The organism is Zhihengliuella sp., assembly GCF_031178195.1.
Lineage (GTDB): Bacteria > Actinomycetota > Actinomycetes > Actinomycetales > Micrococcaceae > Zhihengliuella.
In genome coordinates this window covers 103,299-129,062 of record NZ_JAPSJL010000009.1, presented here as the reverse complement: position 1 = coordinate 129,062, position 25,764 = coordinate 103,299, and the positions used below count along the sequence as shown (strand labels likewise).

The window sequence follows — 25,764 nt, the reverse complement described above, 5'->3', positions numbered from 1 at the left end:
CGCCTTCCCTGGTGACCCAGAGCGACGACCTGATGTTTGATTCAGTCTGAATGCGGCGGGTGGACGCCGGAGCGTCTAGCCCGCCACCTTGCGGCGCAACTCGTTCAGGCGCGCAACCATGGTCGCGTCCAGCACCTCGTCGCCGATGGCGACGCGGATGCCGCCGATGAGGTCGGGATCCACGCTGACGTTGAGCGTCAGCGTGCGACCGTATGCGTTGTTCAGCCCGGCCTGCAGCCGGTTGATCTGGTCCTCCGTCAGCGGACGGGTGACGCTGACGTGCGCGATCCACCGCTGCTGCCGTTCGGCCACCAACTCGATGAACCGGTTGACCAGCGCGGCCGGCTTCAGGCCGCGCGGGGCCGAGACGGCCTGGCGGATCAGCAGCCGGGCCGGCTCGCCGGCCAGCGGGACCAGCTTGAGGGCCAGATCCGCCTTGGCGCTGCCGCCGGCCTGAGGATCGTCGAGGGCACGCTGGAGATCGTGGCTCGAGCCGACGACCTCCGTGAACGCGAAGAGCTCCTCTTCGAGTGCCCCCAGCCCCTCGGAGCCGCCGTGCCGCTCCGCCACCGCGACGGCGACGGTCGCGGCCAGGGTCTCCAGGGCGTCCCCGATGTCGCGTGCCGAGCGCCAGCGCGCGGAGGCAAGGTCCGCCGCAATGCTCTCCGCCGCGGCGGAGACCTTGCCGGCGACCAGCCGCGACATCAGCGCGGCCCTGTCCTTGCCGTCGCGTGCCGGATCCGTCACGGCGCGGCGCAGACCGGCGTTGCTGTCCAGCAGGCCCAGGATGGAAAAGAGGTCCTCGGCGAGCGACAGGTCAGCGTCGGCCAGAACCGGTTCCAGCCGCGCCTGCGCCGCAGCCAATGACTCGCTCGATACGCCTGCCATTACTTCGATGCACCTGCACTCTGCTGGGTCTCGAGATCAGCCAGGAAGCGGTCCACGACACGGCCCGCGCGGGCGTCGTCGTTGAGCGACTCGCCCACGATCTTGCTCGCCAGCTCCGTGGCCAGCGTGCCGACCTCGGTCCGCAGGGACGTGATCGCTGCGTTGCGCTCGGCCTGGATCTGGACGTGGGCCTGCTCGGTGATCCGCGCGGACTCCGAAGCGGCCTTCTCCTTCAGATCCGCGAGGATCTGGGCGCCCTCGGCGCGGGCCTCCTCGCGGATGCGGTTGGCCTCCGCGCGAGCGTCCGTGAGCTGCTTCTTGTACTCGTCGAGCGCGGCGTTGGCCTCGGCCTGCGCGGCCTCCGCCTTGGCGATGCCGCCCTCGATCGCCTGTGCACGCTCCTCGTACGTCTTCTCGAACGCAGGGACGACGTACTTGGTCACAATGAAGAGCAGTACTGCGAAGCCCAGCGTGGTGACCAGGATCTCCCACACGTTCGGGACCAGCGGGTTAGAGGCCTCGCTAGCCGCATAGAGAACTGCGTCGTTCATACTTCACCCGTCTTTCTGAAGAGTGTATGGACTGACTTTGGGTAAGTTCAGCCCGAAATCACTGCCAGACGAAGGCGAACACGAGACCGAGGATGGCGAGCGCCTCGGTGAAGGCCAGACCCATGAAGGCCAGCGGCTGGAGGACGCGCTGGGCCTCCGGCTGACGGGCGACGCCGTTGATGAAGGCGGCGAACACGAGGCCCACGCCGATGCCGCCGCCGATGGCGGAGAGGCCGTAACCGATCGCATTGAGGTTGCCGGAGATTTCCATTGTTTTCCTTTCACGATGCCGTCTCGGTCGGACCGATCGGGCAGGTTGATTGCGTTAACGTCGACCCCCGCGAAGAGGGACACCTAATTAGTGGGCTTCGGAGATCGAGCCCTGGATATAGACGGCCGTCAGCAGGACGAAGACGTAGGCCTGCAGGACCTGGATGAAGATCTCGAACAGGTACATGCCGACGCCCCCGGCCATGGTGAGCACACCGAGCGCCGGGACGATGCCCGAGGTCTGGGTCAGGAGGAAGGCCGAGCCGGAGGCTGCGAGGGCGATGATCATGTGCCCGGCGAGCATGGTCGCGAAGAGACGCAGGGAGTGCGTCAGCGGGCGGACCACGAAGTTCGAGACGATCTCGATGAGGACGACCGGGAGCAGGAACGCCTTCGGCACGCCCGACGGGACGACGGCGACCTTGAAGTAGCCGATGCCGTGGGTCCGGATGCCGAGCACGATCCAGAGGATGTACACGATGCCGGCCAGCGCGTAGGAGGTGCCCACGTGCGAGGTCGTCGGCAGCTGCAGCAGCGGGATCGAGCCGAACAGGTTGTTCACCAGGATGAAGAAGAACAGCGACACCAGCACGGGGACGTACGGGCGGAAGTCCTTCTCGCCGATCAGGTCCTTGCCCACGCTGTTGCGGACGAAGTTGTAGCTGAACTCGCCGAGGAACTGGAACTTGCCCGGGACCATCTGGCGGCGGCGCGAGGCAGCGACCAGGAACCAGGAGATCAGGGCGACGGAGAGCAGGACCAGCAGCATCTGCTTGCCGAATCCCTCGCCGTAGTGTGCTCCCCACGGAAGGATCTCCGGAAGGTGCAAATCATCAATCGTCGGGGGAACGAATCCCTCGGATTCGTTGGTAGCCGCCGGAAGCGCAAGCGCGATCAACGCGTTTCCTCTCTGCAGTGTCCGTCTTTGGGCATATCTGTGTCCGTCGGATGATCGCACGGACGTGTACTTCGTGAAGTCTTTAGGAGGCGGTGTCGCCGCGGTCTTGGCGCTGCCGGTAGGCCTTGCGGTGCTCGTTCGCCAGGAGGCATCCCGCTACGGCGCCCAGAACGGCGCCGGCGATCCAGATCCAGCGAGTTTGCAGCAAGAAATCCAAACCCCAGCCTATCAAACCGAAGGCTATCAACCCGCCAACGCCGTAGTTGATGAACTCGCGGGTCCACGAGCCGTTGGTCGGTTCGCGATGGACCAAGTGGTCGTCCTTCACGGTCGGCCTCCCTTGTCCGCCGGGGCGGACTCGTCGTCGTACAACTGGAAGCGGAGCCGCGAGAAGACGATCAGTTCCGTCGCCTGCCAGACGACGACTCCGGCGACCCCGCCGATCAGGAACCAGAGCCGGTCGATCCAGTCGGGCGTGCCCAGCAGGAACACCGCAGCGCCGAAACCGACCACCTTGATCAGGTACCCGAACATGAACGCCCCGAGGGCGGCGCGCGGGTTGCGCCGGCCGACGACATGACCGATCAGCAGCGTGATGCCGAAGAAGACGAGGACGAGGACGACCGCCCCGATGGCGCTGAGCGCGGCCTCGATTCCCGCTGCCAGCAGTCCCGCGATGGCCAGCGCGGCGGCCAGGCCCACCGAGGCGAGCGAGCAGGCGCGCAGCAGCGTCAGCCACGGCTGCGGGGTCTCCCCCGCAGCGCGCGGGATGCGCGCGCCGTGCTGCGGAGCGGTCCTGCCCATGTACGTCCCGTCGGTCTGGTCCTGGCGGAGAGTCGTGTGCGGCGGGAGGCGGCCCACCGGCCGCCCCACGGCACCCGCACAATTCTACAGTACGTAGAGAGTCCGGTGCGCGGTCGGCTCAGCCGCCGGCGTCGCCCGGGGGCTCGTTGCCCGACCCGTGGTGCGGCGGCCGGTCGAGGCCCGCCGCGTGACGCCGCTGCGCCACGCCCCGGCGCAGCCACGGGCGCATCGTCAGATAGCCCGCGCCGATGGCGAGGAGCAGGTCGACGGCCACGATGGTCTTCCAGTCGAACTGGCGGAAGATGAACGCCACCGACCCGAACGCGACGATCCCCGACCACAGGTACAGGACCAGGACGGCCTGGCGCTGGGTGTAGCCGCCGTCGACCAGTTTGTGGTGCAGATGGCCGCGGTCCGCGGAGAAGGGCGAGCGGCCGTGCGCCGTGCGCCGGATGACCGCGAGCGCGAAGTCCAGCAGCGGCAGCAGGATGACGGCCACCGGCAGGATGATCGGCATGTACGCGGGGATATTGCGGAACCGGTAGCCCTCCTGGGCGCCGACGTCCGCGGTGACCATGATGGCGGCGACGGACATCATCAGGCCGATGATCAGGGCCCCGGATTCCCCCATGAAGATCTTGGCCGGATTGAAGTTGTGCGGCAGGAATCCGAGGCAGGCGCCCAGGAGGAGGGCCATCAGCATCGCCGCGAAGTTCGAGTGGTCGAACTGGTTGATCGTACGGGCCAGCGTGTAGCAGTAGATGAAGAACGCGGTAGCGCCGATGACCGCGACGCCGGCGGCCAGGCCGTCGAGCCCGTCGACGAAGTTGATGGCGTTCATCGTCAGGACGATCAGGAACACGGTCAGCGCGAACTGGACCGGGCCGGACTTGATGCCGATCCAGCCGACGGGCATGGCTTCGAGCCGGACCCCGGAGAGCGCCACGACGGTGCCGATGCTGACCTGTCCGACGAGCTGCACGTACCAGCGCAGGTCCAGGAGGTCGTCCACGATGCCGAGCACCAGCGCCAGCAGCGCCCCGACGAGGACGCCGACGGCCGGTCCCGGGTCGGCGAACGAGCCCTGCAGGAAATCCATCCGCGAGGCGACGCCGAGCCCCACCAGGATGGCGATGATCATGGCCACGCCGCCGAGCTTGGGGATCGGGACGCTGTGCACGTCGCGGTCCCGGATCGACGACGCCGCGCCGACCCGGAGCCCGATCCGCCGGACGAGCGGCGTCAAGGCGAACGCCGTCACGAACGAGAGCGCGATCAGGACGAGATAGGAGGTCATGCGGGGCCGGTCTACCGTTCCGTCGTCTCGGACGGGTCCGTGACGCCGGGTCCGGCCCCGGTCCCGGCGGAGCCCGAGTCAGAGGCCGAGGCCTCCGGATGGTCCGTGACGGCCGAGCCAGCTGCGTCGAGTGCCGAACCGCGCTCCTCGGTGCCGGCCGGCTGCTCGCCGAGGCCGAGGATCTCCGGCACCACGCGGCGGAGGTCGTCGAGGGCGATCGCTCCCTGACGGACGACGGCAGGCACGTCGCCGGTGAAGTCGACGATGGTCGACGGCAGCGCGTCCTGCTCCCCCTGCCGGCGCTCCCCGTCGCCGAGATACACGGCGACGGCCTCGCCGAGCTGGTCCTCCGCCGCGTCGATGTTCGTTGCGGCCGCGTTCCCGGAGCGGTTCGCGGAGGACACGGCCAGCGGGCCGACGGCACGGAGCAGCTCCAGTGCCACGTCGTCGTCGGGCATGCGCAGGGCGACGGTCCCCTTGGTCTCGCCGAGGTCCCAGGTCAGGGACGGCTGCGCGTTGAGGATCATGGTCAGGGCACCCGGCCAGAACTCGGCGGCGAGCTTGCGGGCGGCATCGGGCACTTCGGTGGCCAGCCCGTCGAGGGTCTCGGGGCGCGGGATGAGCACCGGCGGCGGCATGGTCCGGCCCCGACCCTTGGCCGCCAGCAGCGTGGCGACGGCCTGCGGGGAGAACGCGTCAGCGGCGATGCCGTAGACCGTGTCGGTGGGGAGTACGACGCACTGTCGGGCCGCGAGGGCCTCCCGGGCAGCATCCAGACCTGCGGTGCGGTCAGCGGCGTCCTGGCAGTCGAATCGTGAAGTCACGAGATGCATTCTCGCACGTTCCCCGGGCGATCCCCGGGAAGCGGGAGCGGAACCTCAGCCCTCCCGGCGGACGGCCGACGTGCAGCGCGGCCGCCCGGTCAGGTCGCGGTGCCCGGCGATCGTGGCCCAGGCCCCGGCCCCGCGGAACATCTCCTGCATGGCCTCCTCCTGCACCTCCGCGTGCTCGAGCGCGACGAGGCCGCCGGGGACGAGCAGCCGGGCCGCGGTCCGCTCGACGGCGCGCGGCAGCTCCATGCCGTCGGCGCCTCCTCCGTACAGGGCGAGTCCGGGATCGTGCTCGCGCACCTCCGGGTCGACGGGCACCGCTCCGGCGGGGATGTAGGGCGGGTTGGACACGACGACGTCGACCGTCCCGTCCAGGTCCTCGAAGGCGGTCCGCAGGTCGCCCACGCGCAGGTCGACGCCGTGCGGGGCGAGGTTCTGCTCGGCCCACGCCGCCGCGTGCTCGCTCAGCTCGACGGCGTGGACGCGCGCGGCGGGCACCTCGGAGGCGACGGCCGCGGCGATGGCGCCTGATCCCGTGCCGAGGTCGACGACGACGGCGCTCCCCCGCCGCGCGATCACCGCCGCGGCCGCATCGATCGCCAGGCCCGCCAGGGCCTCGGTCTCGGGCCGCGGGACGAACACTCCCGGGCCGACCCGCAGCTCGAGGTGCCGGAAGTGCGCCACGCCGGTCAGATGCTGCAGGGGCACTCGCGCCGCGCGCTCGTCCACCAGCGCCGCGAGGCGCTCGGCGTCGTCGTCCGCGAGCGCGTGGCCCGCCAGCCGGAGCGCACCGACCCGCCCGCGGCCCACGCCGAGGACGTGCGCGGCGAGGAGCTCTGCATCGGCACGCGGCGAGGGCACGCCGGCGGCCGAGAGCCGCGCGGCGCACTCCCGGAGGAAGGGGTCCAGGCCCGGCGCCGGCACGGTCTACGGCTGCGCTTCGTCGCCGATGGCGGCGAGGCGCTGGGCCTCGTCCATCTCGATGCAGGACTGGATGACGGGGTCCAGCTCGCCGTTCATGACGGTGTCCAGGTTGTAGGCCTTGTACCCGGTGCGGTGGTCGGCGATCCGGTTCTCCGGGAAGTTGTACGTGCGGATGCGCTCGGAGCGGTCCATCGTGCGCACCTGGGAGGCGCGCACGGCGGAGTTCTCGGCGTCGATCTGCTCCTGCTGGTGCGCCAGCAGCCGCGACCGGAGGACGCGGAGGGCGGCCTCGCGGTTCTGCAGCTGGGACTTCTCGTTCTGCATCGCGACGACGATCCCGGTGGGCAGGTGCGTGATGCGCACGGCGGAGTCCGTGGTGTTCACGGACTGGCCGCCCGGGCCGGAGGACCGGTAGACGTCGATCTTCAGGTCGTTCGGGTGGAGGTCGATCTCCTCCGGCTCGTCGACCTCCGGCAGGACCAGGACACCGGCGGCCGAGGTGTGGATACGGCCCTGGGACTCCGTCACGGGCACACGCTGGACGCGGTGGACCCCGCCCTCGAACTTCAGGTGCGCGTAGACGCCCTCTGCCGGATCGTTGGAGTTGCCCTTGATGGCCATCTGCGCGTCCTTGTAGCCGCCGAGGTCGGACTCCGTGTAGGAGATCAGCTCGGTCTTCCAGCCCCTGGCCTCCGCGTAGCGGGAGTACATGCGCAGCAGGTCCGCGGCGAACAGGGCGGCCTCGTCGCCGCCCTCGCCGCCCTTGACCTCGAGGATCACGTCGCGGGCGTCGTTGGGGTCGCGCGGGATCAGCAGCCGGCGCAGCTTCTCCTCCGCTGCGGGCAGCGCGGCCTCGAGCTCCTCGGCCTCGGCCGCGAACTCGGGATCCTCGTCGGCCATGGTGCGGGCGGCCTCGAGGTCCTCGCTCATCTGCTTCCAGCGCCGGTGCGCCTCGACGATGCCGTTCAGCTGCGCGCTGCGCCGTCCCAGCTTGCGCGCCTTCGCCTGATCGGCGTAGACCGCGGGGTCGGACAACTGCTTCTGCAGCTCGGCGTGCTCGTCGAGCAGGCCCTGGACGGACTCAAACATCACTCACTTCTTTCCGTGTCGCCCGGCGTGGGCGGTTCTGGCGGCGGCGCCTCCGGCGCGTGGCTGCGCGCCTGTCTAGTGTATGCGGTTCGTTCGCGACCGCCGTCGTGCCCGTCCCGGCCCGGCGTCGGGCAGAGCGGGGAGGAGCACGACGGCGTTAACGCGGACGCGCCCGGAGCCGCACCCCGCGCGGGGTGCGGCTCCGGGCGCGCTGTGTCGCTAGTTCTCCGACTTGGAGGCCAGCGTGGTCTTGCTCACCGTCATCAGGAACTCCGCATTGGACTGCGTCTCCCGGATCTTGGTGGTCAGGACCTCGAGGGCCTGCTGCGTGTCGAGGCCGGAGAGCACGCGGCGCAGGCGCCACATGATCTTGACCTCGTCCGGGGAGAGCAGGTTCTCCTCGCGGCGCGTGCCGGACTCGTTGACGTCGACCGCCGGGAAGATGCGCTTGTCCGCGAGCTTCCGGGACAGGCGCAGCTCCATGTTGCCGGTGCCCTTGAACTCCTCGAAGATGACCTCGTCCATCTTGGACCCGGTCTCCACCAGGGCGGTGGCGAGGATGGTCAGCGAGCCGCCGTTCTCGATGTTGCGAGCGGCGCCGAAGAAGCGCTTGGGCGGGTACAGCGCAGACGAGTCCACACCGCCGGAGAGGATCCGGCCGGAGGCCGGCGCGGACAGGTTGTAGGCACGGCCCAGACGGGTCATGGAGTCCAGGAGCACCACGACGTCCATGCCCATCTCGACGAGGCGCTTGGCCCGCTCGATGGCCAGTTCGGCGACCGTGGTGTGGTCGTCGGCCGGGCGGTCGAACGTCGAGGCGATGACCTCGCCCTTGACCGAGCGCTGCATGTCGGTGACTTCCTCGGGACGCTCGTCCACGAGGACCATCATGAGGTGCACTTCCGGGTTGTTCAGCGTGATCGCGTTGGCGATCGACTGCAGCACCATCGTCTTGCCCGCCTTGGGCGGGGAGACGATGAGGCCGCGCTGGCCCTTGCCGATGGGCGCGACGAGGTCGATCACGCGCGGCCCGACGAGCTTGGGGTCGGTCTCCAGGCGCAGGCGCTCCTGCGGGTACAGCGGCACGAGCTTGTTGAACTCGACGCGGCTCTTGTTGTCCTCCGGCGCCTTGCCGTTGATGCTGGTCAGCTTCACCAGGGCGTTGAACTTCTGGCGCTGGTTCCCGGCATTGCTGTTGCTCTCGCCGTCGCGCGGGGCGCGGATGGCGCCGACGACGGCATCGCCCTTGCGCAGGTTGTACTTCTTGACCTGGTTCAGGGAGAGGTAGACGTCGTTCGACCCCGGCAGGTAGCCGGAGGTGCGCAGGAATGCGTAGTTGTCGAGGACGTCGAGGATGCCGGCGACGGGCAGCAGGACGTCGTCGTCGCTCAGCTCGGTCTCGTCGACCTCGGGCTGGTTGCCGCGACCGCGACCCCGACGGCGCTCGTTGCGGTCGTTGCGGTTGTTCTTGCGATCGTTGCGATCGTTCCGATCCGAACGGTCGTTGCGGTCGTTCCGGTCGTTCCGGTTCCGATTGCGACGATTGCGGCGCTCGCCGCGGTCGTCGTCGTTCCGGTCGTCGTTGTCGCCGCCCTGGTCCGAGTCCTGCTGCTTGCCCTGGTCGGCGCCGCGCTGATCGTTGCCGCGCTGGTCATTGCGCTGCTCCGAGTCACTGTCGTCGCGCTGGCCACGGCGGTTGCGCCCGCGGCGGTTGCGTCCGCCGCGCTCGTTCTGCTCGTCGGAGCTGTCGTCCCGGGCGGGCTGGCGCTCGGAGGCCGCATCGGCCTTCTCGGAGCCCTCGTTCCGCGCGGGCTCCTGGCTGGTCTTGCGAGCGGCGTCCTGGGACGACTCGCCGGACTTGTCGGCCGCAGCGTCGGAGTCGCCCTGGCCGGCGGAATCGCCCCGTGCCGACCCGTTGGACGGTGCCGACCCGTTGGACGGTGCCGACCCATTGGACGGTGCCGACTCGTCGGCCGGTGCTGAGGTGTCGGTCTGCGCGGACTCGGCGCGGCGGGAGCCCCGGCGGCCGCGGCGACCGCGGCCGGTGGCCTCTTCGGCCTCGGCGGCGGGCTGCTCGGCTGCTGGCTCCTGGGAGGCCGACTCCTTCGCCGGTTCCGCGACGGCCTCGGCCGGTGCCTGCGGCTCCGCCGCGGCCTTCTGGTTGCGGCGGCCGCGGCTGGTGCGCTTGGCCGGCGCCTCGGCGGCGTCGTCGGACTCGGCCGTGTCAACCGGGCCCTCGCTCCTGGCCTTGGAGGACTTGGCCTTCGTCGCGGTGTCGGCCTGGGCGGCGTCGTTGGCCTGGGCGCCGTCGTCTGTGCCGGACTGCTCGGCGGCGGCCTCAGCCGGCTTCTTGGACCGGTCGGCGACGGCTCCACCGCGCTGGTGGTCGGCGATGGCCGTCACGAGGTCGGACTTGCGCATGCGGCGGGCGCCGGTGATACCGAGCTGCGAGCCGAGGGCCTGCAGCTGGGCCAGCTTGAGTCCGGCCAGGCCGGTGTTGTTGGCGGATGTCTTGTCCACGCCTGCTTCGAGGCTCGTGGTTTCTGTCACGAAGGTTTCCTTCTCCCTCGTCGGGCGGGTCAGGTCAGATCTGGCCCGCGTCATGGTGTCTCGTCAGGCACGCGGAGAGGTGGTGCCTGACCTATGTCGAGAACACGCCGCGATGGGCGTTCGGACTCACGCGTGTCCGGCCAGAGGCGAAATGCACTGAACACCGTCGATGAGCATCAGGGATGCCCATGGACGTCTGGGCGGCGAGAGCCGCATTGGGCCGGAGGGAAACCATGGATGGAAGACCGATGCTCGATGCATCGCCAGCATGATCTGGCCGCTAATGCCTCTCCACCATAACACCCGAGGCGCACAGGCCCGGAATCTCCACGCGCCAGGCGCCGGATCCGTCGTCGAACTCGCCGGCGCGCACCCGCGCGGCCACGGCCTCGGCCTGGTCGGACCCGTGGGCCAGGATCAGCACCGTTGGCCCGGCGCCGGAGACGGTGGCGGCGTATCCCGCTGCTCGGAGGGCGGCGATGAGCCGACTCGACTCCGGCATGGCCTCGGCGCGGTAGTCCTGGTGGAGGTAGTCGCGGGTTCCCTCGTGCAGCAGCTCCGGCGCGCTGGTGAGGGCGTGGATCAGCAGTCCGGCGCGGCCCGAGTTCGCCGCCGCGTCGGCGTGCGGGACGGTCGCGGGCAGCAGTCCCCGCGCCGCGCGGGTGGAGAGCTCGACGTCGGGAATCGCGACCACGGGGACCACTTCGGCGTCCAGCGGCAGCCGGTGGGTGCGCATCCCGCCGTCGTCCGTGAGGGACAGGGTCAGCCCGCCGTACACGGCCGGGGCCACGTTGTCGGGGTGCCCCTCCAGGCGGGCGGCCTCCTCGAAGAGCGCGTCGCGGCCGTCCAGCCCGCCGCGAGCGGTCTCCGGCAGCAGGGCGTCGGCTGCGGCGAGTGCGGAGACGATGGCCGCCGCCGACGAGCCGAGTCCCCGGCCGTGCGGGATCCGGTTGGTCGCCCGGATCTCCAGATCCGCAGCGGCGACGCCGAGCTGCTCCCAGCGCTCGAGGATCGTGCGGGCGATCAGGTGTGTCTCGTCGTCCGGCAGCGACTCGGCGCCCTCGCCGGTGACGAGGACGCGGACCCGCGCCTGCGGCGTCGTCAGCTCCTCGTACAGGGCGGCGGCGTCCCCCGTTGCTGCGGAGTCGGTCCCTGCGGAGTCGCTCGCGGAGCCTCCGGGCAGGTCGCGGTCCAGACCGCCGCGGGCGAGGGTGCGGACCTCGAGCGTGTCCGTCAGGTCCAGAGCCAGCCCGAGGCTGTCGAAACCCGGACCGAGATTGGCGGTGGTGGCGGGGACGGTGACGGTGACGTGCTGGCCGGTCCGGATCCGCGGCGCGTGCGCTGATTCCACGGGGCGCTATGCCTCCAGGCCGAGCGCCGCGGCCACGGAGACGACGTCGAACGGCACCTTGGTGGGCTGGACGTCCTCGCCGTCGGCGTTCTTCAGGGCCCACTGCGGGTCCTTGAGGCCGTGGCCGGTCACCGTGATGACGATGGTCTTGCCCTCGGGCGCCTCGCCGGCCGCGTGGTACTTCAGGAGCCCGGCGACGCCCGCGGCGGAGGCCGGCTCCACGAAGACCCCCTCTTTGGAGGAGAGCCAGCGGTGGGCGGCGAGGATCTCCTCGTCGGTCACCGAGTCGATCAGACCGCCGGACTCGTCGCGGGCGGCCTCGGCCTGCTCCCACGAGGCTGGGTTGCCGATGCGGATCGCCGTCGCGATGGTCTCTGGCTCCGTCACCGGATAGCCCTTGACGATCGGCGAGGCGCCCTCGGCCTGGAAGCCCCACAGGACGGGGGTCCGGGTGGATACGGCGGGCAGCTCGCCGGCGGTCTCCGACGCGTACGGCGCGGCGTACTCCTTGTAGCCCTTCCAGTACGCGGTGATGTTGCCCGCGTTGCCGACCGGCAGCAGGTGGTAGTCGGGTGCGTCGCCGAGGATGTCGACGACCTCGAACGCACCCGTCTTCTGGCCCTCGATCCGGGCCGGGTTCACGGAGTTCACGAGGAACACCGGGTAGTTCTCGCTGAGCTTGCGGGCGACCTCGAGGCAGTTGTCGAAGTTGCCGTCCACCTGGAGCAGCTCGGCGCCGTGGGCGATCGCCTGGCTCAGCTTGCCCAGGGAGATCTTGCCGTCCGGCACCAGGACCGCGCAGGTCAGACCGGCCTGCGCCGCATAGGCGGCCGCGGAGGCGGACGTGTTCCCGGTGGAGGCGCAGACCACGGCCTTGGCCCCGGCGTTGACGGCGGCGGTGATCGCCATGGTCATGCCGCGGTCCTTGAAGGAGCCGGTCGGGTTCATGCCCTCGACCTTGAGGTAGACCTCGTTGCCGGTGTGCGCCGAGAGCGCGGGGGCGTGCACCAGCGGGGTGCCGCCCTCGCCCAGCGTGATGACCCGGGTCTGCTCGGTGACCGGGAGGCGGTCTGCGTACTCGCGGACGACGCCGCGCCACTGATGTGCCATTTACTTTCCTTCGACTCGCACGACGGACGAGACCGCCTTGACGACGGGGAGCTGTTCGATGTCGGCCACCGTGGCGGCCAGGGCGGCCTCGCGGCCGACGTGCGTGATGATGCGCAGGCGCGCCGACCCGGCACCGTCCTCCGCGGAGGCGGTCTGGCGCATGGTCTCGATCGAGACGCCGTGCCGGGCGACGATGCCGGCGATCTCGGCCAGCACGCCCGTCTCGTCGGAGACGTCCAGACTCAGGGCGTAGCTGGTGGTGGCGTCCTCGATGCCGAGCGGGCGGGACGGGCGCGGCTGCGGCTCGGCGACGGAGGCGCCGGCGGCCTGCGTGGCGCGTGTGCGGCCGACGGAGACGACGTCGCCCATGACGGCCGAGGCCGTCGGCGCGCCGCCGGCGCCCTGGCCGTAGAACATCAGCTCGCCGGCGTTCTCCGCCTCGACGAACACGGCGTTGAACGCACCGCGCACGGCGGCCAGCGGGTGCTCGCGGGGCAGCAGCGTGGGGTGCACGCGCACGCTGATCCCCTCGCCGCCGCCGGCGTCGGTGCCGCGCTCGGCGATCGCGAGGAGCTTGATGACCATGCCGGCGTCCTCGGCCGCGGCGACGTCCTCCGCGCTGATCGAGGTGATGCCCTCGCAGTGGACGTTCTCGAGAGCGAATGTGGTGTGGAACGCGAGCGAGGCCAGCAGCGCGGCCTTCGCGGCGGCGTCGTGCCCCTCGACGTCGGCGGTGGGGTCAGCCTCCGCGTAGCCGAGGCGCTGCGCGTCAGCCAGCGCCTCGTCGAACTGCGCGCCGGAGCTGTCCATCGCGTCGAGGATGTAGTTGGTGGTGCCGTTGACGATGCCCATCACCTTGGTGATGTCGTCGCCGGCGAGGGACTCGCGGATGGGGCGGAGGATTGGGATGGCACCGGCGACGGCCGCCTCGTAGAGCAGCTGGGCACCGCCGTCGTTGGCAGCCTCGGTGAGCTCGGGGAGGCGCGCGGCCAGGAGGGCCTTGTTGCCGGTGACCACGGACGCGCCGCGGCGCAGGGCCCGCTCGATGTACTCGCCGGCCGGCTCCAGGCCGCCCATGAGCTCGATGACGATGTCGGCGCCGTCGATCAGGGTGTGCGCGTCCGTGGTGAGGAGGTCCCGCGGCAGGTCGCCCTCACGGGGTGCCTCGGGATCGCGGACCGCGATGCCCGTCAGTTCGAGCGGCGCGCCCACGCGGGCGGCGAGCTCGTCCGACTGCTCCAGCAGGATCCGCGCCACCTGCGATCCCACGTTCCCACAGCCGAGCAGCGCAACCTTCACAGTCATCAATCAGTACCTATCCCATGTCTCGGGCCAACAAGTCGTCTTCGGTCTCCCTGCGGATGATGACGCGCGCGCGTCCGTCCCGGACCGCGACGACGGCCGGGCGCCCCAGATAGTTGTAGTTGCTGGCCAGAGCCCAGCAGTAGGCACCGGTGGCGGGCACGGCGAGCAGATCGCCGGCAGCGACGTCCTCCGGCAGGTAGACATCCCTGACGACTATGTCACCGGATTCGCAGTGCTTGCCAACCACGCGGGAAACAATCGCGTCAGAGTCCGTCACACGAGAGGCGAGGACGGCGGTGTAGTCCGCGTCGTAGAGCACGGGGCGGGCGTTGTCGCTCATGCCGCCGTCCACGGAGACGTAGCGGCGTGGCAGCGTCCCGTCCGCGTGGTCCACCTGGACGGTCTTGCGCACGCCGGCCTCGTAGAGCGTGAACGCGGCGGGCCCGACGATCGCCCGGCCCGGCTCGATGGAAAGGCGCGGCGCGGCCAGGCCGTGCTCGGCGAGGGTCTCGCGTACGACGCCGGCCATCGCGGCCGCGAGCTCGGCCGGGGGACGCGGCGTGTCCTGCTCGGTGTAGGCGATGCCGTAGCCACCGCCCAGGTCCAGCTCGGGCAGCTCGACGCCGTGCTCGTCGCGGACGCGGGCGAGGAAGCCGAGCATCTTCTGCGCCGCCACGGCGAAGCCGGCCGCGTCGAAGATCTGCGAGCCGATGTGCGCGTGGATGCCCAGCAGCTCGAGGTGCGGGTGGGCCAGGGCGGCGGCCACGGCGCGCTCGGCGGGCGCTCCCCCGCCGTCGTCCACCATGGAGAGGCCGAACTTCTGGTCCTCGTGCGCCGTGGCGATGTACTCGTGGGTGGAGGCGTGGACGCCCGGGGTCAGCCGCAGCATCACCCGGCCGGTGACGTCGAGGCGCTCGGCGATCGCGCCGAGCCGCTCCAGCTCGTCCAGGCTGTCGACGATGATCCGGCCCAGGCCCATGGTCAGGGCGGCCTCGATCTCGGCGACCGACTTGTTGTTCCCGTGCAGTCCGAGGTTCGCCGCGGGCACCCCGGCGCGGCGGGCGACGGCGAGCTCCCCGCCGGAGGAGGTGTCCAGCCGGAGCCCCTCCTCGGTGACCCAGCGGGCCACCTCGACGGAGAGGAAGGCCTTGCCGGCGTAGTAGACGTCGACCCCGCCGCCGAGATCGGCGAAGGCCTCGTCGTACGCGTCGCGGAAGGCGCGGGCGCGGGCGCGGAAGTCGTCCTCGTCCAGGACGAACAGGGGGGTCCCGAACTCGCGGGCGAGCTCGGAGACCGGGATCCCCTGGACGGCGACCTCGCCGTCGTCGTTCCGGGCGACGCCGGCGGCCCAGAGGGGCTCGCGGAGCGCGTTGGCGTCCGTCGGGTAGGAGAGCCAGGCGGGGGCGAGTGCGGAGGCGGGCATGCGCTACATCCTCTCCGGTGCGGTGACGCCGAGCAGTGCCAGGCCGTTGGCGAGGACCTGGGTGGTGGCGTCGTTGAGCCACAGGCGCGTGCGGTTCAGGTCGGTGGCCTCCTCGTCGGCCAGCGGGGCGACGCGGCAGGCGCCGTACCAGCGGTGGTACGCCCCGGCCAGGGTCTCGAGGTAGCGGGCCACCCGGTGCGGCTCGCGGAACTCGGCGGACTGGGCCACCTGGTGCGGGTACTGGGCCAGGAGGGCCAGCAGGTCGTTCTCGGTCTCGTGCGTGAGCAGCGAGGCATCGAACGCGGAGCGGTCCACGCCCTTCTCGGCCGCGTTGCGGGCCGCGGCGCAGGAACGCGCATGGGCGTACTGGACGTAGAAGACCGGATTGTCGTTCGTCTTCTTCTGCAGCAGCTCCGGGTCGATCGCGATCGGCGAGTCGGCCGGGTAGCGGGCCAGCGAGTAGCGCAGCGCGTCGGCGCCGAGCCAGTCGATGAGGTCGCGCAGCTCGATGATGTTGCCGGCGCGCTTGGACAGCTTGGCCCCGTTGACGGAGATCAGCTGGCCGATGAGGATCTCGATGTTCGCCTGCGGGTCGTCGCCGGCGCACGCGGCGATCGCCTTGAGCCGGTTGACGTAGCCGTGGTGGTCGGCGCCCAGGAGATAGATCTTCTCGGTGAAGCCGCGGTCCTTCTTCGAGAGGTAGTACGCGGCGTCGGCCGCGAAGTACGTGGGCTCGCCGTTGGCGCGCAGCAGCACGCGGTCCTTGTCGTCGCCGAAGTCGGTGGTGCGGAGCCAGACGGCACCGCCGTCGTCGAAGACATGGCCCTGCTCGCGCAGGCGGGCCACCGCCTGCTCGACCGCGCCGCCGTCGTGCAGCTCCTGCTCGGAGAAGTAGACGTCGAACTCGACGCCGAAGTCCGCCAGGGTGGCCTTGATGTCCTCGAGCTGGGCGCGGTAGGCGAGGTCGCGGATGACCGGGAGGGCCTCGGCCTCCGGCAGCTCCTCGACGCCGGGGCGCCGCGCACGGACCGCCTCGGCCAGCTCCTGGACGTAGGCCCCGGGGTAGCCGCCCTCGGGCACGGGCAGGCCGTGCAGACGGTTGTAGACCGACTGTGCGAAGACGTTCATCTGGTTGCCGGCGTCGTTGATGTAGTACTCGCGGGTGACGTCGGCGCCGGAGGCGCGCAGGACACGGCCGATCGCGTCGCCGAGGGCCGCCCATCGGGTGTGGCCGATGTGCAGCGGGCCGGTGGGGTTGGCGGAGACGAACTCGAGGTTCACCACGCGTCCGGCCAATGCGTCGTTGGTGCCGTACTCGGTGCCGGCCTCGACGATCTTCTGCGCGAGCGCGCCGGCGGAGGCCGCATCGAGCGTGATGTTCAGGAAGCCGGGGCCCGCGATCTCGGCGCCGGCGATCCCGTCGACGGTCTCCAGCCGCGCCGCCAGCACCTGCGCGAAGTCGCGCGGGTTCATCCCCGCCTTCTTGCCCAGCTGGAGGGCGACGTTGGTCGCCCAGTCCCCGTGCTCCCTGCTCTTGGGTCGCTCCACCTTCACCGTGTCCGGTAATTCGACCGCGAAGTCGCCGGCGGCGACGGATTCGGCGAGGGCAGCGGAAATGGCATGGGAGAGCTGTTCTGGAGTCACGCGTCAAGGATAGCGGTCGTGCCCGCCCGTTCCCCGACCGACGACCGGCGGGGCGCGACCGGCCCGGGTGCTCGGCGACGCGGTCGGGCCGATTTCGGGTTTGCGGGCCGAGTCCTGCTAAGCTCTTCTAGGTCCTGCGGCAGTCAGCGCGTGGGGCATGAAGGCCCTCGTAGCTCAGGGGATAGAGCGTCCGTCTCCGGAACGGAAGGTCGAAGGTTCGAATCCTTTCGAGGGCACCGTGTGAGAAGGCCCCGGAACCGCCGAGTGAATCGGTGGTTCCGGGGCCTTCGTCGTCCTCGGGGCGGGGGCGCGGGGCCGCAGCCGTGCCCGCCCCGCGCTCCCGCCGGTGCTACTGGAGCATCGTCCGGTCGTCCAGCTGGGCGCCCTTGATCTTCTCGAACTCGTGCAGCAGTCCTGGGACCGTCATAGCGGCCTTCGCCTCCGCGTCGAGGTCCAGGATGATCTGACCGTCGTGCATCATGATCAGCCGGTTGCCGGCCTTGAGCGCCTGCTCCATGTTGTGCGTGACCATGAGCGTCGTCAGCCGGTGCCGGTCGACGGCCTCGATGGTCAGCCGGGTCACCAGAGCGGCCCGCTGGGGGTCCAGCGCGGCCGTGTGCTCGTCGAGCAGGAGGATCTTCGGGCCGGTGAGCGTGGCCATGAGGAGGCTGAGCGCCTGGCGCTGGCCGCCGGAGAGCAACCCGACCTTGGTCTTCAGCCGCTTCTCGAGTCCGAGCTCGAGCGTCTCGAGCTCGTCGACGAACTGCTCGCGCTTCCTGCTCGTCACTCCCGTGCCGAGCCCGCGAAACTGCCCGCGTCCCAGGGCCAGGGCCAGATTCTCCTCGATGGTCATCGTGGGGGCGGTGCCGGCCATGGGGTCCTGGAAGACGCGGCCGAGGTATTTGGCCCGCTTGAAGTCTGGCAGCTTGGTGACATCCTCGCCGTCCACGCGGACGGTCCCGGTGTCCGGGAACAGCTTCCCGGCCGCCATGTTCAGGACCGTGGACTTGCCGGCGCCGTTGGAGCCGATGACGGTGACGAACTCGCCCTCCTGCAGCGTGAGGTTGATGTCGCGCAGAGCACGGCGCTCGTTGACGGTGCCCGGGAAGAACGTCTTGTTCAGGTTGGCGATCTCAAGCATTCTGAGCCTCCTTCGGCTCCGGCTCGACGGCGGGGTCCGGGTCGGTGTCCCGGGCGCCGCGGGAGGTGATCCGCAGGCGGCGGCCCAGCGCGCCGAACGCCTTCATCTGCGGCAGCACGAGGGCGAGCACCACGAGTATTGCGGAGATCAGCTTCATGTCGTTGACCTCCAGGCCGGCGTTGAGCGCGAACTGGATCACCACGCGGTAGATGACGGCGCCGAAGACCACCGCGAGGGCGGCCAACCAGATGTACCGCTGCGAGAAGATCGCCTGGCCGACGATCACCGAGGCGAGGCCGATGAGGATGAGGCCGATGCCCATGCCGATGTCGGCGAAACCCTGGTACTGGGCGATGAAGGCGCCCGAGAGGGCGACGAGTCCGTTGGAGATCGCGAGCCCGAGGATCTTCTGGTTGTCCGTGCTGACGCCGAGCGAGCGGATCATCTCCGGGTTGTCGCCGGTGGCGCGCATGGCCATGCCGAGGTCGGTGTGGAGGAACCAGACGATGATCGCCACGGCCACGAGGCAGCCGACGAACAGCAGCCCGACCGAGGGCCAGGTGCCGAGCAGGCCGTTGTCGCGCAGCGGGGAGAGGACGGTGTCCTCGCCGAGGAGGGGCACGTTGGCCTTGCCCATGATGCGCAGGTTGATGGAGTAGAGGGCGATCATGGTCAGGATGCCGGCCAGCAGGCCGTCGATGTTGCCCTTGGTGTGGAGCAGACCGGTGATGACGCCGGCGAGCGCGCCGACGAAGAAGGACACGGCCGTCGCGAGGTAGGGGTCGGTGCCGTTGACGATGAGGATGGACGCGGTGGCGGCACCGGTGGTGAAGGAGCCGTCGACCGTCAGGTCCGGGAAGTCGAGGATGCGGAAGGTCAGGTAGACCCCCAGGGCCATGATCGCGTAGATCAGACCCAGCTCAACCGCTGTGATCATGGGTGGATCCCTTTGGCTTGTGGTGGGAAGGTGCGTTTCGGCATGCCGTGTGGCCGGTCGCGGGACCGGCCACACGGCATGCAGGGAGGGTGCTGGAGGTCGGGACGGCGGCCTTCCGGCCGCCGTGCCCTGCCACGAGGTCTACTCGTAGACCTCTGCGGCCTCGTCGAGCATCTCCTGCGGGATCTCCACGCCGACCTTCTCCGCTGCGGTCGTGTTGACGTACAGCTCGACCTCCTCGATGGTCTCGACCGGCGTGGTGGCCGGATCGGCCTCACCGTCGAGGATGCGGGCGGCCATGCGGCCGGTCTGCTCGCCGAGCTTCTCGTAGTTGATGCCGTACGTCGCGGTCGCGCCGCGCTCGACCGAGGAGCCATCCGCGGAAATGACCGGAACGCCCTTGTCCTGGGCGACCTGCAGGAGGCCCTCGAGGGCGGAGACCACCGCGTTGTCGGTCGGCACATAGAACGCGTCGACGTCGAGGCCTGCGGCAGCCTGCTGCACCTCGGACGACGCCGAGATGGCGGCCACCTCGATGGTCAGGCCGAGCTCGTCCGCGGCCTCCTTGGCCCAGTCGACCTGCACCTGCGAGTTGACCTCGCCGGAGGAGTAGACGATGCCGACCTTCTTGGCCTTGGGGCTCAGCTCCTGGAGCAGCTGGAGCTGCTCCTTCACCGGGTTCTTGTCGCTGGTGCCCGTGACGTTGCCGCCGGGGGCCTCCAGCGATTCGACGAGGCTGGCTTCGACCGGGTCGGTCACGGCCGAGAAGACGACCGGCACCCCCGTCACGGACTGGGTCAGCGCCTGCGCGGACGGCGTCGAGATGCCGAGCACCAGATCGATCTCCGAGTCCGCGGCGAACTGCCCGGCGATCGCCGTGTTCGTCGCCTGGTCGCCCTGCGGGTTCTGCTCGTCGTACTGCACATCGGTGTAGCCGGCTTCCTCGAGGCCGGTCTTGAAGCCTTCCCGCACCGCGTCGAGCGACGGGTGGGATTGGATCTGGCTGATCCCGATCTTGACGGATTCGCCGGCGGCTCCGCCGCCACCGTCCCCGCCGTCGCCGCCGTTCCCGGATCCGCCGCAGGCGGAGAGGACGAGCGCCGTCGCGGCCATGCCTGCCGCGACCTGTGCTGCCTTTGCGAGTTTCATGATGCTCCTTGTTGTTGCAGCGGGGATACCCGCATCTACGGGGAACGCCCAGTCCATTCGACTCCCCCACGAAGTACTCAGAATCCTACCCGTGAGAAACATCACTTTTTACTCTCCGGACCGGCCACCCTGGACGGTTCGGTGCTTTCCGACGGACCAGCGCTGCGAAATTGCGCTTGTATCGGGAATCCGGCGACGAATCGTCCATCCAGCGGCCGGAGTTGCGGCCGCTCCCGTGGACGACCGTCCGGATTGACTCGCGTCCCCGGGTCGATCCAACGGCCTCCGGATCCCGTCGGGTCGCCCACGCGGCGACAGGTTCGCGCCCGGTACGTCGTCGGCGGGCGGGCGACCGGGCCCGCGGATAGACTGGCGGGCATCATGGCCATCTCCCTGACCTATCCCGAGACACTGCCGGTCAGCGCACGCCGCGACGACATCATGGCGGCCATCCGCGAGCACCAGGTGGTGGTCGTCGCCGGCGAGACCGGCTCCGGCAAGACCACCCAGCTGCCGAAGATGCTCCTCGAACTCGGACTCGGCGAGCGCGGCATGATCGGCCACACCCAGCCGCGCCGGCTGGCGGCCCGCACCGTCGCCGAACGCCTGGCCGAGGAGACCGGCGTCGACCTCGGCGAGGAGATCGGCTTCCAGGTCCGCTTCACGGGCGAGGTGTCCAAGCGCACCCGGGTGAAGGTCATGACCGACGGCATCCTGCTGGCGGAGATCAAGCACGACAAGCTGCTCAAGCGCTACAGCGCCATCGTCATCGACGAGGCCCACGAGCGCAGCCTCAACATCGACTTCCTCCTGGGCTACCTGAAGCGTCTCCTCCCCCAGCGCCCGGACCTGAAGATCGTCATCACCTCGGCGACCATCGACCCGGAGCGCTTCGCGCAGCACTTCGGGGAGCCGGAGCGCCCCGCGCCGATCATCGAGGTCTCCGGGCGCACGTTCCCGGTGGAGATTCGCTATCGGCCGCTGAACCCGGCCGAGGCACACGACGCCGACGAGCTCGACGACGAGGCCGCGGCCCGCGACGAGGACCGGGACCCGGTGGACGCGATCTGTGACGCCGTCGACGAGCTCGCGAAGGAGCCGCCCGGCGACATCCTCGTGTTCCTCTCCGGCGAGCGGGAGATCCGCGATGCCGCGGAGGCCCTGCGCGCCAGGATCGCGGCCAGCCGGCGCCTCGCCGGGACCGAGGTCCTCCCCCTGTTCGCGCGGCTGTCGCTCGCCGAGCAGCACCGGGTCTTCCGGACCGGCCCGCAGCGGCGCATCGTCCTCGCCACCAACGTGGCGGAGACGTCCCTGACGGTTCCCGGCATCAAGTACGTGATCGACACGGGCACCGCGCGCATCTCCCGGTACTCGCACCGGACCAAGGTCCAGCGGCTGCCGATCGAGCGCGTCTCCCAGGCCAGCGCCAACCAGCGCTCCGGCCGCTGCGGCCGCGTGAGCGACGGCATCGCGATCCGCCTCTACTCCCAGGAGGACTTCGAGTCCCGGCCGGAGTTCACGGACCCGGAGATCCTGCGCACCAATCTCGCCGCCGTCATCCTGCAGATGAGCGCCATCGGCGTGGTCCGCTCCCCGGCCGAGGTCTCCGAGTTCCCGTTCGTGGAGCCGCCGGACGCCAAGGCCGTGAACGACGGCGTCACCCTGCTGCGCGAGCTCGGCGCCGTGACGGCCGGGAAGAGCCCGCGGGTCACGGAGATCGGCCGGCAGCTGGCCCAGTTGCCCCTCGATGTGCGCCTGGGGCGGATGATCATCGAGGCCGGCCGTCGCGGGTGCGCGAAGGAGGTCATGGTCCTCGCGGCCGCGCTGACCATCCAGGACCCCCGCGAGCGCCCGAGCGAGGAGACGGGCCAGCGGCAGCGCGCCGCGGAGCTGCACGCACGGTTCCGTGACGAGAAGTCGGACTTCACGAGTTTCCTGCTGCTGTGGAAATACCTGCAGGAGCGGCAGCGCGACCTTTCCTCCTCCGCCTTCCGGCGGCTGTGCAAGAAGGAGTTCGTCAACTACCTGCGGGTCCGCGAGTGGCAGGACCTCTTCACCCAGCTGCGCCAGCTCGCCAAGCCGCTGGGCATCACGCTCGCCCCCGGGCCTGTCGATCCCTCGGGACTCGAGGAGCGGATCCACACCTCCCTGCTCTCCGGCCTCCTCAGCCACATCGGCCTCTGGGACGACCGCAAGCGCGAGTACGTCGGGGCGCGCGGGACCCGCTTCGCGGTGTTCCCGGGTTCGGCCCTGTTCAAGAAGAAGCACGACTGGGTGATGGCCGCCGAGCTCGTCGAGACCTCGCGCCTCTGGGCCCGCACGGTCGCGATCTTCAAGCCGGAGTGGGTGGAGGAGGTCGCCGGCGATCTGGTCAAGCGCAGCTTCTCCGAGCCCCATTGGTCGCGCCGCAACGGTTCCGTCATGGGCTACGAGAAGGTCACCCTGTTCGGCGTGCCGATCGTGGCCCAGCGCCGGATCCAGTACGACCGCGTGGACGCTCCCCTGGCGCGGGAGCTGTTCATCCGCCATGCGCTGGTCGAGGGCGACTGGCGCACCCACCACAAGTTCTTCCATCGCAACCGGAAGCTGCTGCAAGAAGTCGAGGAGCTCGAGACGCGTCTGCGCCGCCGCGACCTGCGGATCTCGGACGAGGATCTCTTCGACTTCTACGACCAGCGCCTCGGTGCGGAGGTCACCTCCGAACGCCACTTCGACCGCTGGTGGAAGCAGGCCCGGCGGGACGACCCGGCGCTGCTGGACTTCGACCCCGACGCCGTGCTCGCCGTCGACGCGGACGACGTGGACCTGGAGGCCTACCCGCGCCAGTGGCGGCACGGGAGCCTCTCGCTCGAGCTGACCTACGAGTTCGACCCCACCCAGGAGGCGAGGGAGACCGACGGCGTCACGGTCCGCGTCCCGGTGCTGTTCCTGAACCAGCTCGATCCAGAGCGGTTCCGCTGGCAGATCCCCGGCCTGCGGCACGAACTCGTGACCGCCCTCATCAAGTCGCTGCCGAAGCAGGTGCGGAAGAACTTCGTCCCCGCGCCCGACGTCGCCCGCCAGGCCGTGGGGGCGCTCGAGCGGGACTTCGATCCCGCCGCGGACGAGCTGGAACCCTCCCTCGAGCTGGCCCTGCGGCGCCTGCGCGGGGAGATCGTCCCACCCGGCTCGTGGAACTGGGACGCCGTCCCGCCGCACCTGAAGCCCACCTTCCAGGTGATCGGCGACGGCGGCAGGGTCCTCGGCACGGACAAGAGTCTCGCCCTGCTCCAGGAGCGCCTCGCGGCGGAGAACCGGCGTGCCCTCGCCGCCTCGCTCGGCGCCGGCGGCGAACAGCTGGCCGACGCCGCCACCCCGACCGCCGTGCCCGGGCGCAGCGGGAACGCCCCCGGCGGGAAGGCGACCGGCCACGGGCACAGCGCCGAGGACTCGCGCCGGAGCGGAGCCGCCGCCGGTCGGGGCACGCAGAGGCCCCCCTCCGGTTCGAGTCCGAGCACCGGTGCAGGGGCCGCCGTCGTCTGGGAGCGGTCCGGTCTCACCGACTGGACGGAGGACCTCGGCCGTTCCGGCGCCATCGAGCGCCGGATCAGCTCCGAGGTCGCGGGCCAGACGATCACCGGCTTTCCGGCCCTCGTGGACGACGGCGACTCGGTCCGGCTGACCGTGTTCCGCGACGAGGACGAGCAGCTCTCGGCGCACCGCTCCGGCGTCGTGCGCCTCCTGATGCTCAAGGTCCCGTCGCCGAACCGCTACGTCCTGGACCACCTGAACAACAAGGAGAAGCTGGTCTTCACGCAGAACCCGCACGGTTCGGTGGAGTCGCTCATCGCCGACTGCGCGCTGACGGCCATCGACAAGCTCGTGCCGGCGGACCTGCCGTTCACGCGGGCGGAGTTCGACGCGCTCTTCCAGCACGTGCGGGCCGAGCTGATCGACACGGTGTTCTCGGTGACCGCCGTGGTTGAGCAGGCCCTCTCGGCGGCGAGGCGGATCAACCAGCGGATCAAGAAGGCGTCCTCGCTGGCCCTCGTGCACGCGCTCAGCGACATCCGGGCGCAGCTGGACCAGCTGGTGCACCCGGGCTTCGTCGCGGCGACCGGCTACGCACAGCTGGCCCACCTGCCGCGCTATCTGCGCGCCATCGAGATCCGGCTCGACAAGCTCGAGGCCGGCGCGGTCACCCGGGACAACCAGCACATGCTCGCCGTCCAGGCGCTCGAGGACGAGTACGACGCCGCCCTCGACCGGGTGCCCACCGGGGTCCGGACGCCGGCTGCGCTGTCGCGGGTGAAGTGGATGATCGAGGAGCTGCGCGTCAGCTTCTTCGCCCAGGAGCTCGGCACGGCCCACACGGTCTCCGAGAAGCGCATCAGGACGGCGATGCGGGAGGCCGCGGCCGCGCTGCCCGCCGGACGCTGAGGACGCCCTCCCGGGCGGACGAGGCGTCGGCGCGGCTCAGTCCGCGGGGACCGCGTCCCCATGGCCGGCGCGTCGCAGCGCGTCGCGCAGCGACTGGGCCGCCGCGTCGAGGCTGGCGTCGTCGGTGGCGCCCTGCGGGTGGGCGAAGTCGTAGTCGGCCATCGAGTCGACGGGCCAGACGTGGACGTGCAGGTGCGGGACCTCGAACCCCATGACGGTCAGCCCGGCCCGCGCGGAGCCGAAGACCTCCACCTGGGCGTGTCCGATGGCCTGCGCGACGCGCATGACCTCGCCGAGCAGCTCCGGCTCGGCCTCGGTCCACCGGTCCACTTCGCGGCGCGGGACCACCAGCACGTGCCCCGTGGTCTGCGGCCGCACGTCCAGGAAGCCCACGACGTTCTCGTCGCTCCAGACGAAGCGTCCCGGGATCTCGCCGTCGATGATCTTGGTGAAGACTGTGCTCATGGCTCGAATGTACCCGACGCGTGCGCTCTCCGGCGGGGCGGGAGCCGCAGGGGCTCACCGGGCACGGGATCGACGAGTTCCACCTCGAAGGGCGCGCTGAGGCGGGCGGCATGGCCGAGGACGAGTTCGCGCCCGCGGTCGTTGAGGAGGCCGTCGTGGATCGGGATCGCGCGGCGCGGGCGGACGGCGATCACGAAGTCGATGACCTCCGCGGACTTCGACCACGGCGCGTGGAGCGGGACCAGGAGGGTGTCCACCTCCACCGGCGGCACCACGAGGGCGTCCCCGGGGTGGTAGACGCTCCCGTCGACGACGTAGCCCAGATTGGCCACGTAGGGGATGAGCGGGTGGATGACGGCGTGCTGCCCGCCGACGGTGTGGACCTCGAACCCGGCGACGTCGAGCCTCTGCCCCGCCTCGGCCGTGTGCAGCCCGGACCGCCCGGACAGGCGCGAGCGCACGTCGTCGACGACGACGCCCGGCGCGTGGAACGGCACCTCCGGGTGCTCGGCGAGCCACGGCACGACGACGTCGTGGTCCAGATGGTCCGGGTGCTCGTGGGTGACGAGGACCCCGTGGACGGGCCCCGCGGCCAGAGCGCCGGCGGCGTCGGCGAAGGTGCCGGGGTCGATCACCAGGGCGCGGCCGTCGCGCTCGAGGCGGACGCAGGAGTGTCCGAATCGCGTGAGTTCCATGGCCACACCCTATTCACCGGCACG

At 70.5% G+C, this 25,764-nt stretch carries 22 protein-coding genes and 1 tRNA gene; 2 read left to right on the top strand and 21 right to left on the bottom strand.

Features of this window, described 5'->3' with window-relative positions; genetic code table 11:
* Nucleotides 1-75 precede the first annotated feature (75 nt).
* From RIN46_RS12685 to argS, 16 genes are all read right to left on the bottom strand, one after another.
* Nucleotides 76-888 carry a F0F1 ATP synthase subunit delta gene (locus RIN46_RS12685; protein ID WP_309082096.1) on the bottom strand — a complete coding sequence of 271 codons (813 nt, stop codon included), beginning with the start codon at nt 886-888 and terminating at the stop codon, nt 76-78.
* A complete protein-coding gene (locus RIN46_RS12680) occupies nt 888-1,439 on the bottom strand; it encodes a F0F1 ATP synthase subunit B (RefSeq protein WP_309082095.1) in 552 nt (183 codons plus the stop codon). Before RIN46_RS12680 ends, RIN46_RS12685 begins: the two co-directional genes overlap by 1 nt.
* A gap of 58 nt (nt 1,440-1,497) precedes the next feature.
* The gene (atpE, locus tag RIN46_RS12675) at nt 1,498-1,710 is read right to left on the bottom strand and encodes an ATP synthase F0 subunit C (protein WP_309082094.1); all 213 of its coding nucleotides are present in this window, start codon (nt 1,708-1,710) and stop codon (nt 1,498-1,500) included.
* Nucleotides 1,711-1,797: 87 nt separating this feature from the next.
* Nucleotides 1,798-2,607, bottom strand: coding sequence for a F0F1 ATP synthase subunit A (atpB, locus tag RIN46_RS12670; protein WP_309082093.1), 810 nt, complete (start codon nt 2,605-2,607; stop codon nt 1,798-1,800).
* Between the two features lie 82 nt (nt 2,608-2,689).
* Nucleotides 2,690-2,935, bottom strand: a complete 246-nt coding sequence (locus tag RIN46_RS12665) for an AtpZ/AtpI family protein (protein WP_309082092.1) — start codon at nt 2,933-2,935, stop codon at nt 2,690-2,692.
* The gene (locus tag RIN46_RS12660) at nt 2,932-3,480 is read right to left on the bottom strand and encodes a hypothetical protein (RefSeq protein ID WP_309109470.1); all 549 of its coding nucleotides are present in this window, start codon (nt 3,478-3,480) and stop codon (nt 2,932-2,934) included. The genes RIN46_RS12665 and RIN46_RS12660 overlap by 4 nt, the downstream gene beginning before the upstream one ends.
* A gap of 49 nt (nt 3,481-3,529) precedes the next feature.
* Nucleotides 3,530-4,708: an MraY family glycosyltransferase gene (locus tag RIN46_RS12655; RefSeq protein WP_309082090.1), complete on the bottom strand. Its 1,179-nt coding sequence runs from the start codon at nt 4,706-4,708 to the stop codon at nt 3,530-3,532.
* Nucleotides 4,709-4,719: 11 nt separating this feature from the next.
* Nucleotides 4,720-5,541, bottom strand: a complete 822-nt coding sequence (locus RIN46_RS12650; protein WP_309082089.1) for an L-threonylcarbamoyladenylate synthase — start codon at nt 5,539-5,541, stop codon at nt 4,720-4,722.
* Nucleotides 5,542-5,586: 45 nt separating this feature from the next.
* A complete protein-coding gene (gene prmC / locus RIN46_RS12645; RefSeq protein WP_309082088.1) occupies nt 5,587-6,462 on the bottom strand; it encodes a peptide chain release factor N(5)-glutamine methyltransferase in 876 nt (291 codons plus the stop codon).
* Nucleotides 6,463-6,465: 3 nt separating this feature from the next.
* A complete protein-coding gene (gene prfA, locus RIN46_RS12640; RefSeq protein WP_309082087.1) occupies nt 6,466-7,551 on the bottom strand; it encodes a peptide chain release factor 1 in 1,086 nt (361 codons plus the stop codon).
* A 219-nt stretch (nt 7,552-7,770) separates the two neighbouring features.
* A complete protein-coding gene (gene rho, locus RIN46_RS12635; RefSeq protein ID WP_309082086.1) occupies nt 7,771-10,101 on the bottom strand; it encodes a transcription termination factor Rho in 2,331 nt (776 codons plus the stop codon).
* A 280-nt stretch (nt 10,102-10,381) separates the two neighbouring features.
* The gene (gene thrB / locus RIN46_RS12630; protein ID WP_309082085.1) at nt 10,382-11,452 is read right to left on the bottom strand and encodes a homoserine kinase; all 1,071 of its coding nucleotides are present in this window, start codon (nt 11,450-11,452) and stop codon (nt 10,382-10,384) included.
* A 6-nt stretch (nt 11,453-11,458) separates the two neighbouring features.
* Nucleotides 11,459-12,562 (bottom strand): threonine synthase, encoded by a 1,104-nt coding sequence (gene thrC, locus RIN46_RS12625; RefSeq protein ID WP_309082084.1) that lies wholly within the window; start codon nt 12,560-12,562, stop codon nt 11,459-11,461.
* Complete coding sequence (locus RIN46_RS12620) at nt 12,563-13,867, bottom strand: homoserine dehydrogenase (protein WP_309082083.1); 1,305 nt, start codon at nt 13,865-13,867, stop codon at nt 12,563-12,565.
* Between the two features lie 10 nt (nt 13,868-13,877).
* Entirely contained in the window at nt 13,878-15,290 is a 1,413-nt protein-coding gene (lysA, locus tag RIN46_RS12615) for a diaminopimelate decarboxylase (RefSeq protein ID WP_309082082.1), read from the bottom strand.
* Nucleotides 15,291-15,293: 3 nt separating this feature from the next.
* Nucleotides 15,294-16,934 carry an arginine--tRNA ligase gene (argS, locus tag RIN46_RS12610; RefSeq protein ID WP_309082081.1) on the bottom strand — a complete coding sequence of 547 codons (1,641 nt, stop codon included), beginning with the start codon at nt 16,932-16,934 and terminating at the stop codon, nt 15,294-15,296.
* Nucleotides 16,935-17,097: 163 nt separating this feature from the next.
* Here argS and RIN46_RS12605 point away from each other — a divergent pair.
* Nucleotides 17,098-17,170: transfer RNA gene (locus tag RIN46_RS12605), tRNA-Arg, on the top strand.
* Nucleotides 17,171-17,283: 113 nt separating this feature from the next.
* Here the strand turns inward: RIN46_RS12605 and RIN46_RS12600 are convergent.
* The 3 genes from RIN46_RS12600 to RIN46_RS12590 all read right to left on the bottom strand — a co-directional run bounded on the left by RIN46_RS12600 (nt 17,284) and on the right by RIN46_RS12590 (nt 20,161).
* Nucleotides 17,284-18,075 carry an ABC transporter ATP-binding protein gene (locus RIN46_RS12600; RefSeq protein ID WP_309082080.1) on the bottom strand — a complete coding sequence of 264 codons (792 nt, stop codon included), beginning with the start codon at nt 18,073-18,075 and terminating at the stop codon, nt 17,284-17,286.
* Nucleotides 18,068-19,012, bottom strand: coding sequence for an ABC transporter permease (locus RIN46_RS12595; protein WP_309082079.1), 945 nt, complete (start codon nt 19,010-19,012; stop codon nt 18,068-18,070). The genes RIN46_RS12600 and RIN46_RS12595 overlap by 8 nt, the downstream gene beginning before the upstream one ends.
* 141 nt (nt 19,013-19,153) lie before the next feature.
* A complete protein-coding gene (locus tag RIN46_RS12590; RefSeq protein WP_309082078.1) occupies nt 19,154-20,161 on the bottom strand; it encodes an ABC transporter substrate-binding protein in 1,008 nt (335 codons plus the stop codon).
* A 381-nt stretch (nt 20,162-20,542) separates the two neighbouring features.
* On the opposite strand from RIN46_RS12590, the gene hrpA reads away from it, so the two are divergent.
* Complete coding sequence (gene hrpA, locus RIN46_RS12585) at nt 20,543-24,580, top strand: ATP-dependent RNA helicase HrpA (RefSeq protein ID WP_309082077.1); 4,038 nt, start codon at nt 20,543-20,545, stop codon at nt 24,578-24,580.
* Between the two features lie 36 nt (nt 24,581-24,616).
* Here hrpA and RIN46_RS12580 read toward each other — a convergent pair whose 3' ends face one another.
* Nucleotides 24,617-25,045 (bottom strand): HIT family protein, encoded by a 429-nt coding sequence (locus RIN46_RS12580; RefSeq protein ID WP_309082076.1) that lies wholly within the window; start codon nt 25,043-25,045, stop codon nt 24,617-24,619.
* Nucleotides 25,042-25,740, bottom strand: a complete 699-nt coding sequence (locus RIN46_RS12575) for an MBL fold metallo-hydrolase (RefSeq protein ID WP_309082075.1) — start codon at nt 25,738-25,740, stop codon at nt 25,042-25,044. The genes RIN46_RS12580 and RIN46_RS12575 overlap by 4 nt, the downstream gene beginning before the upstream one ends.
* Between the last annotated feature and the right edge of the window lie 24 nt (nt 25,741-25,764).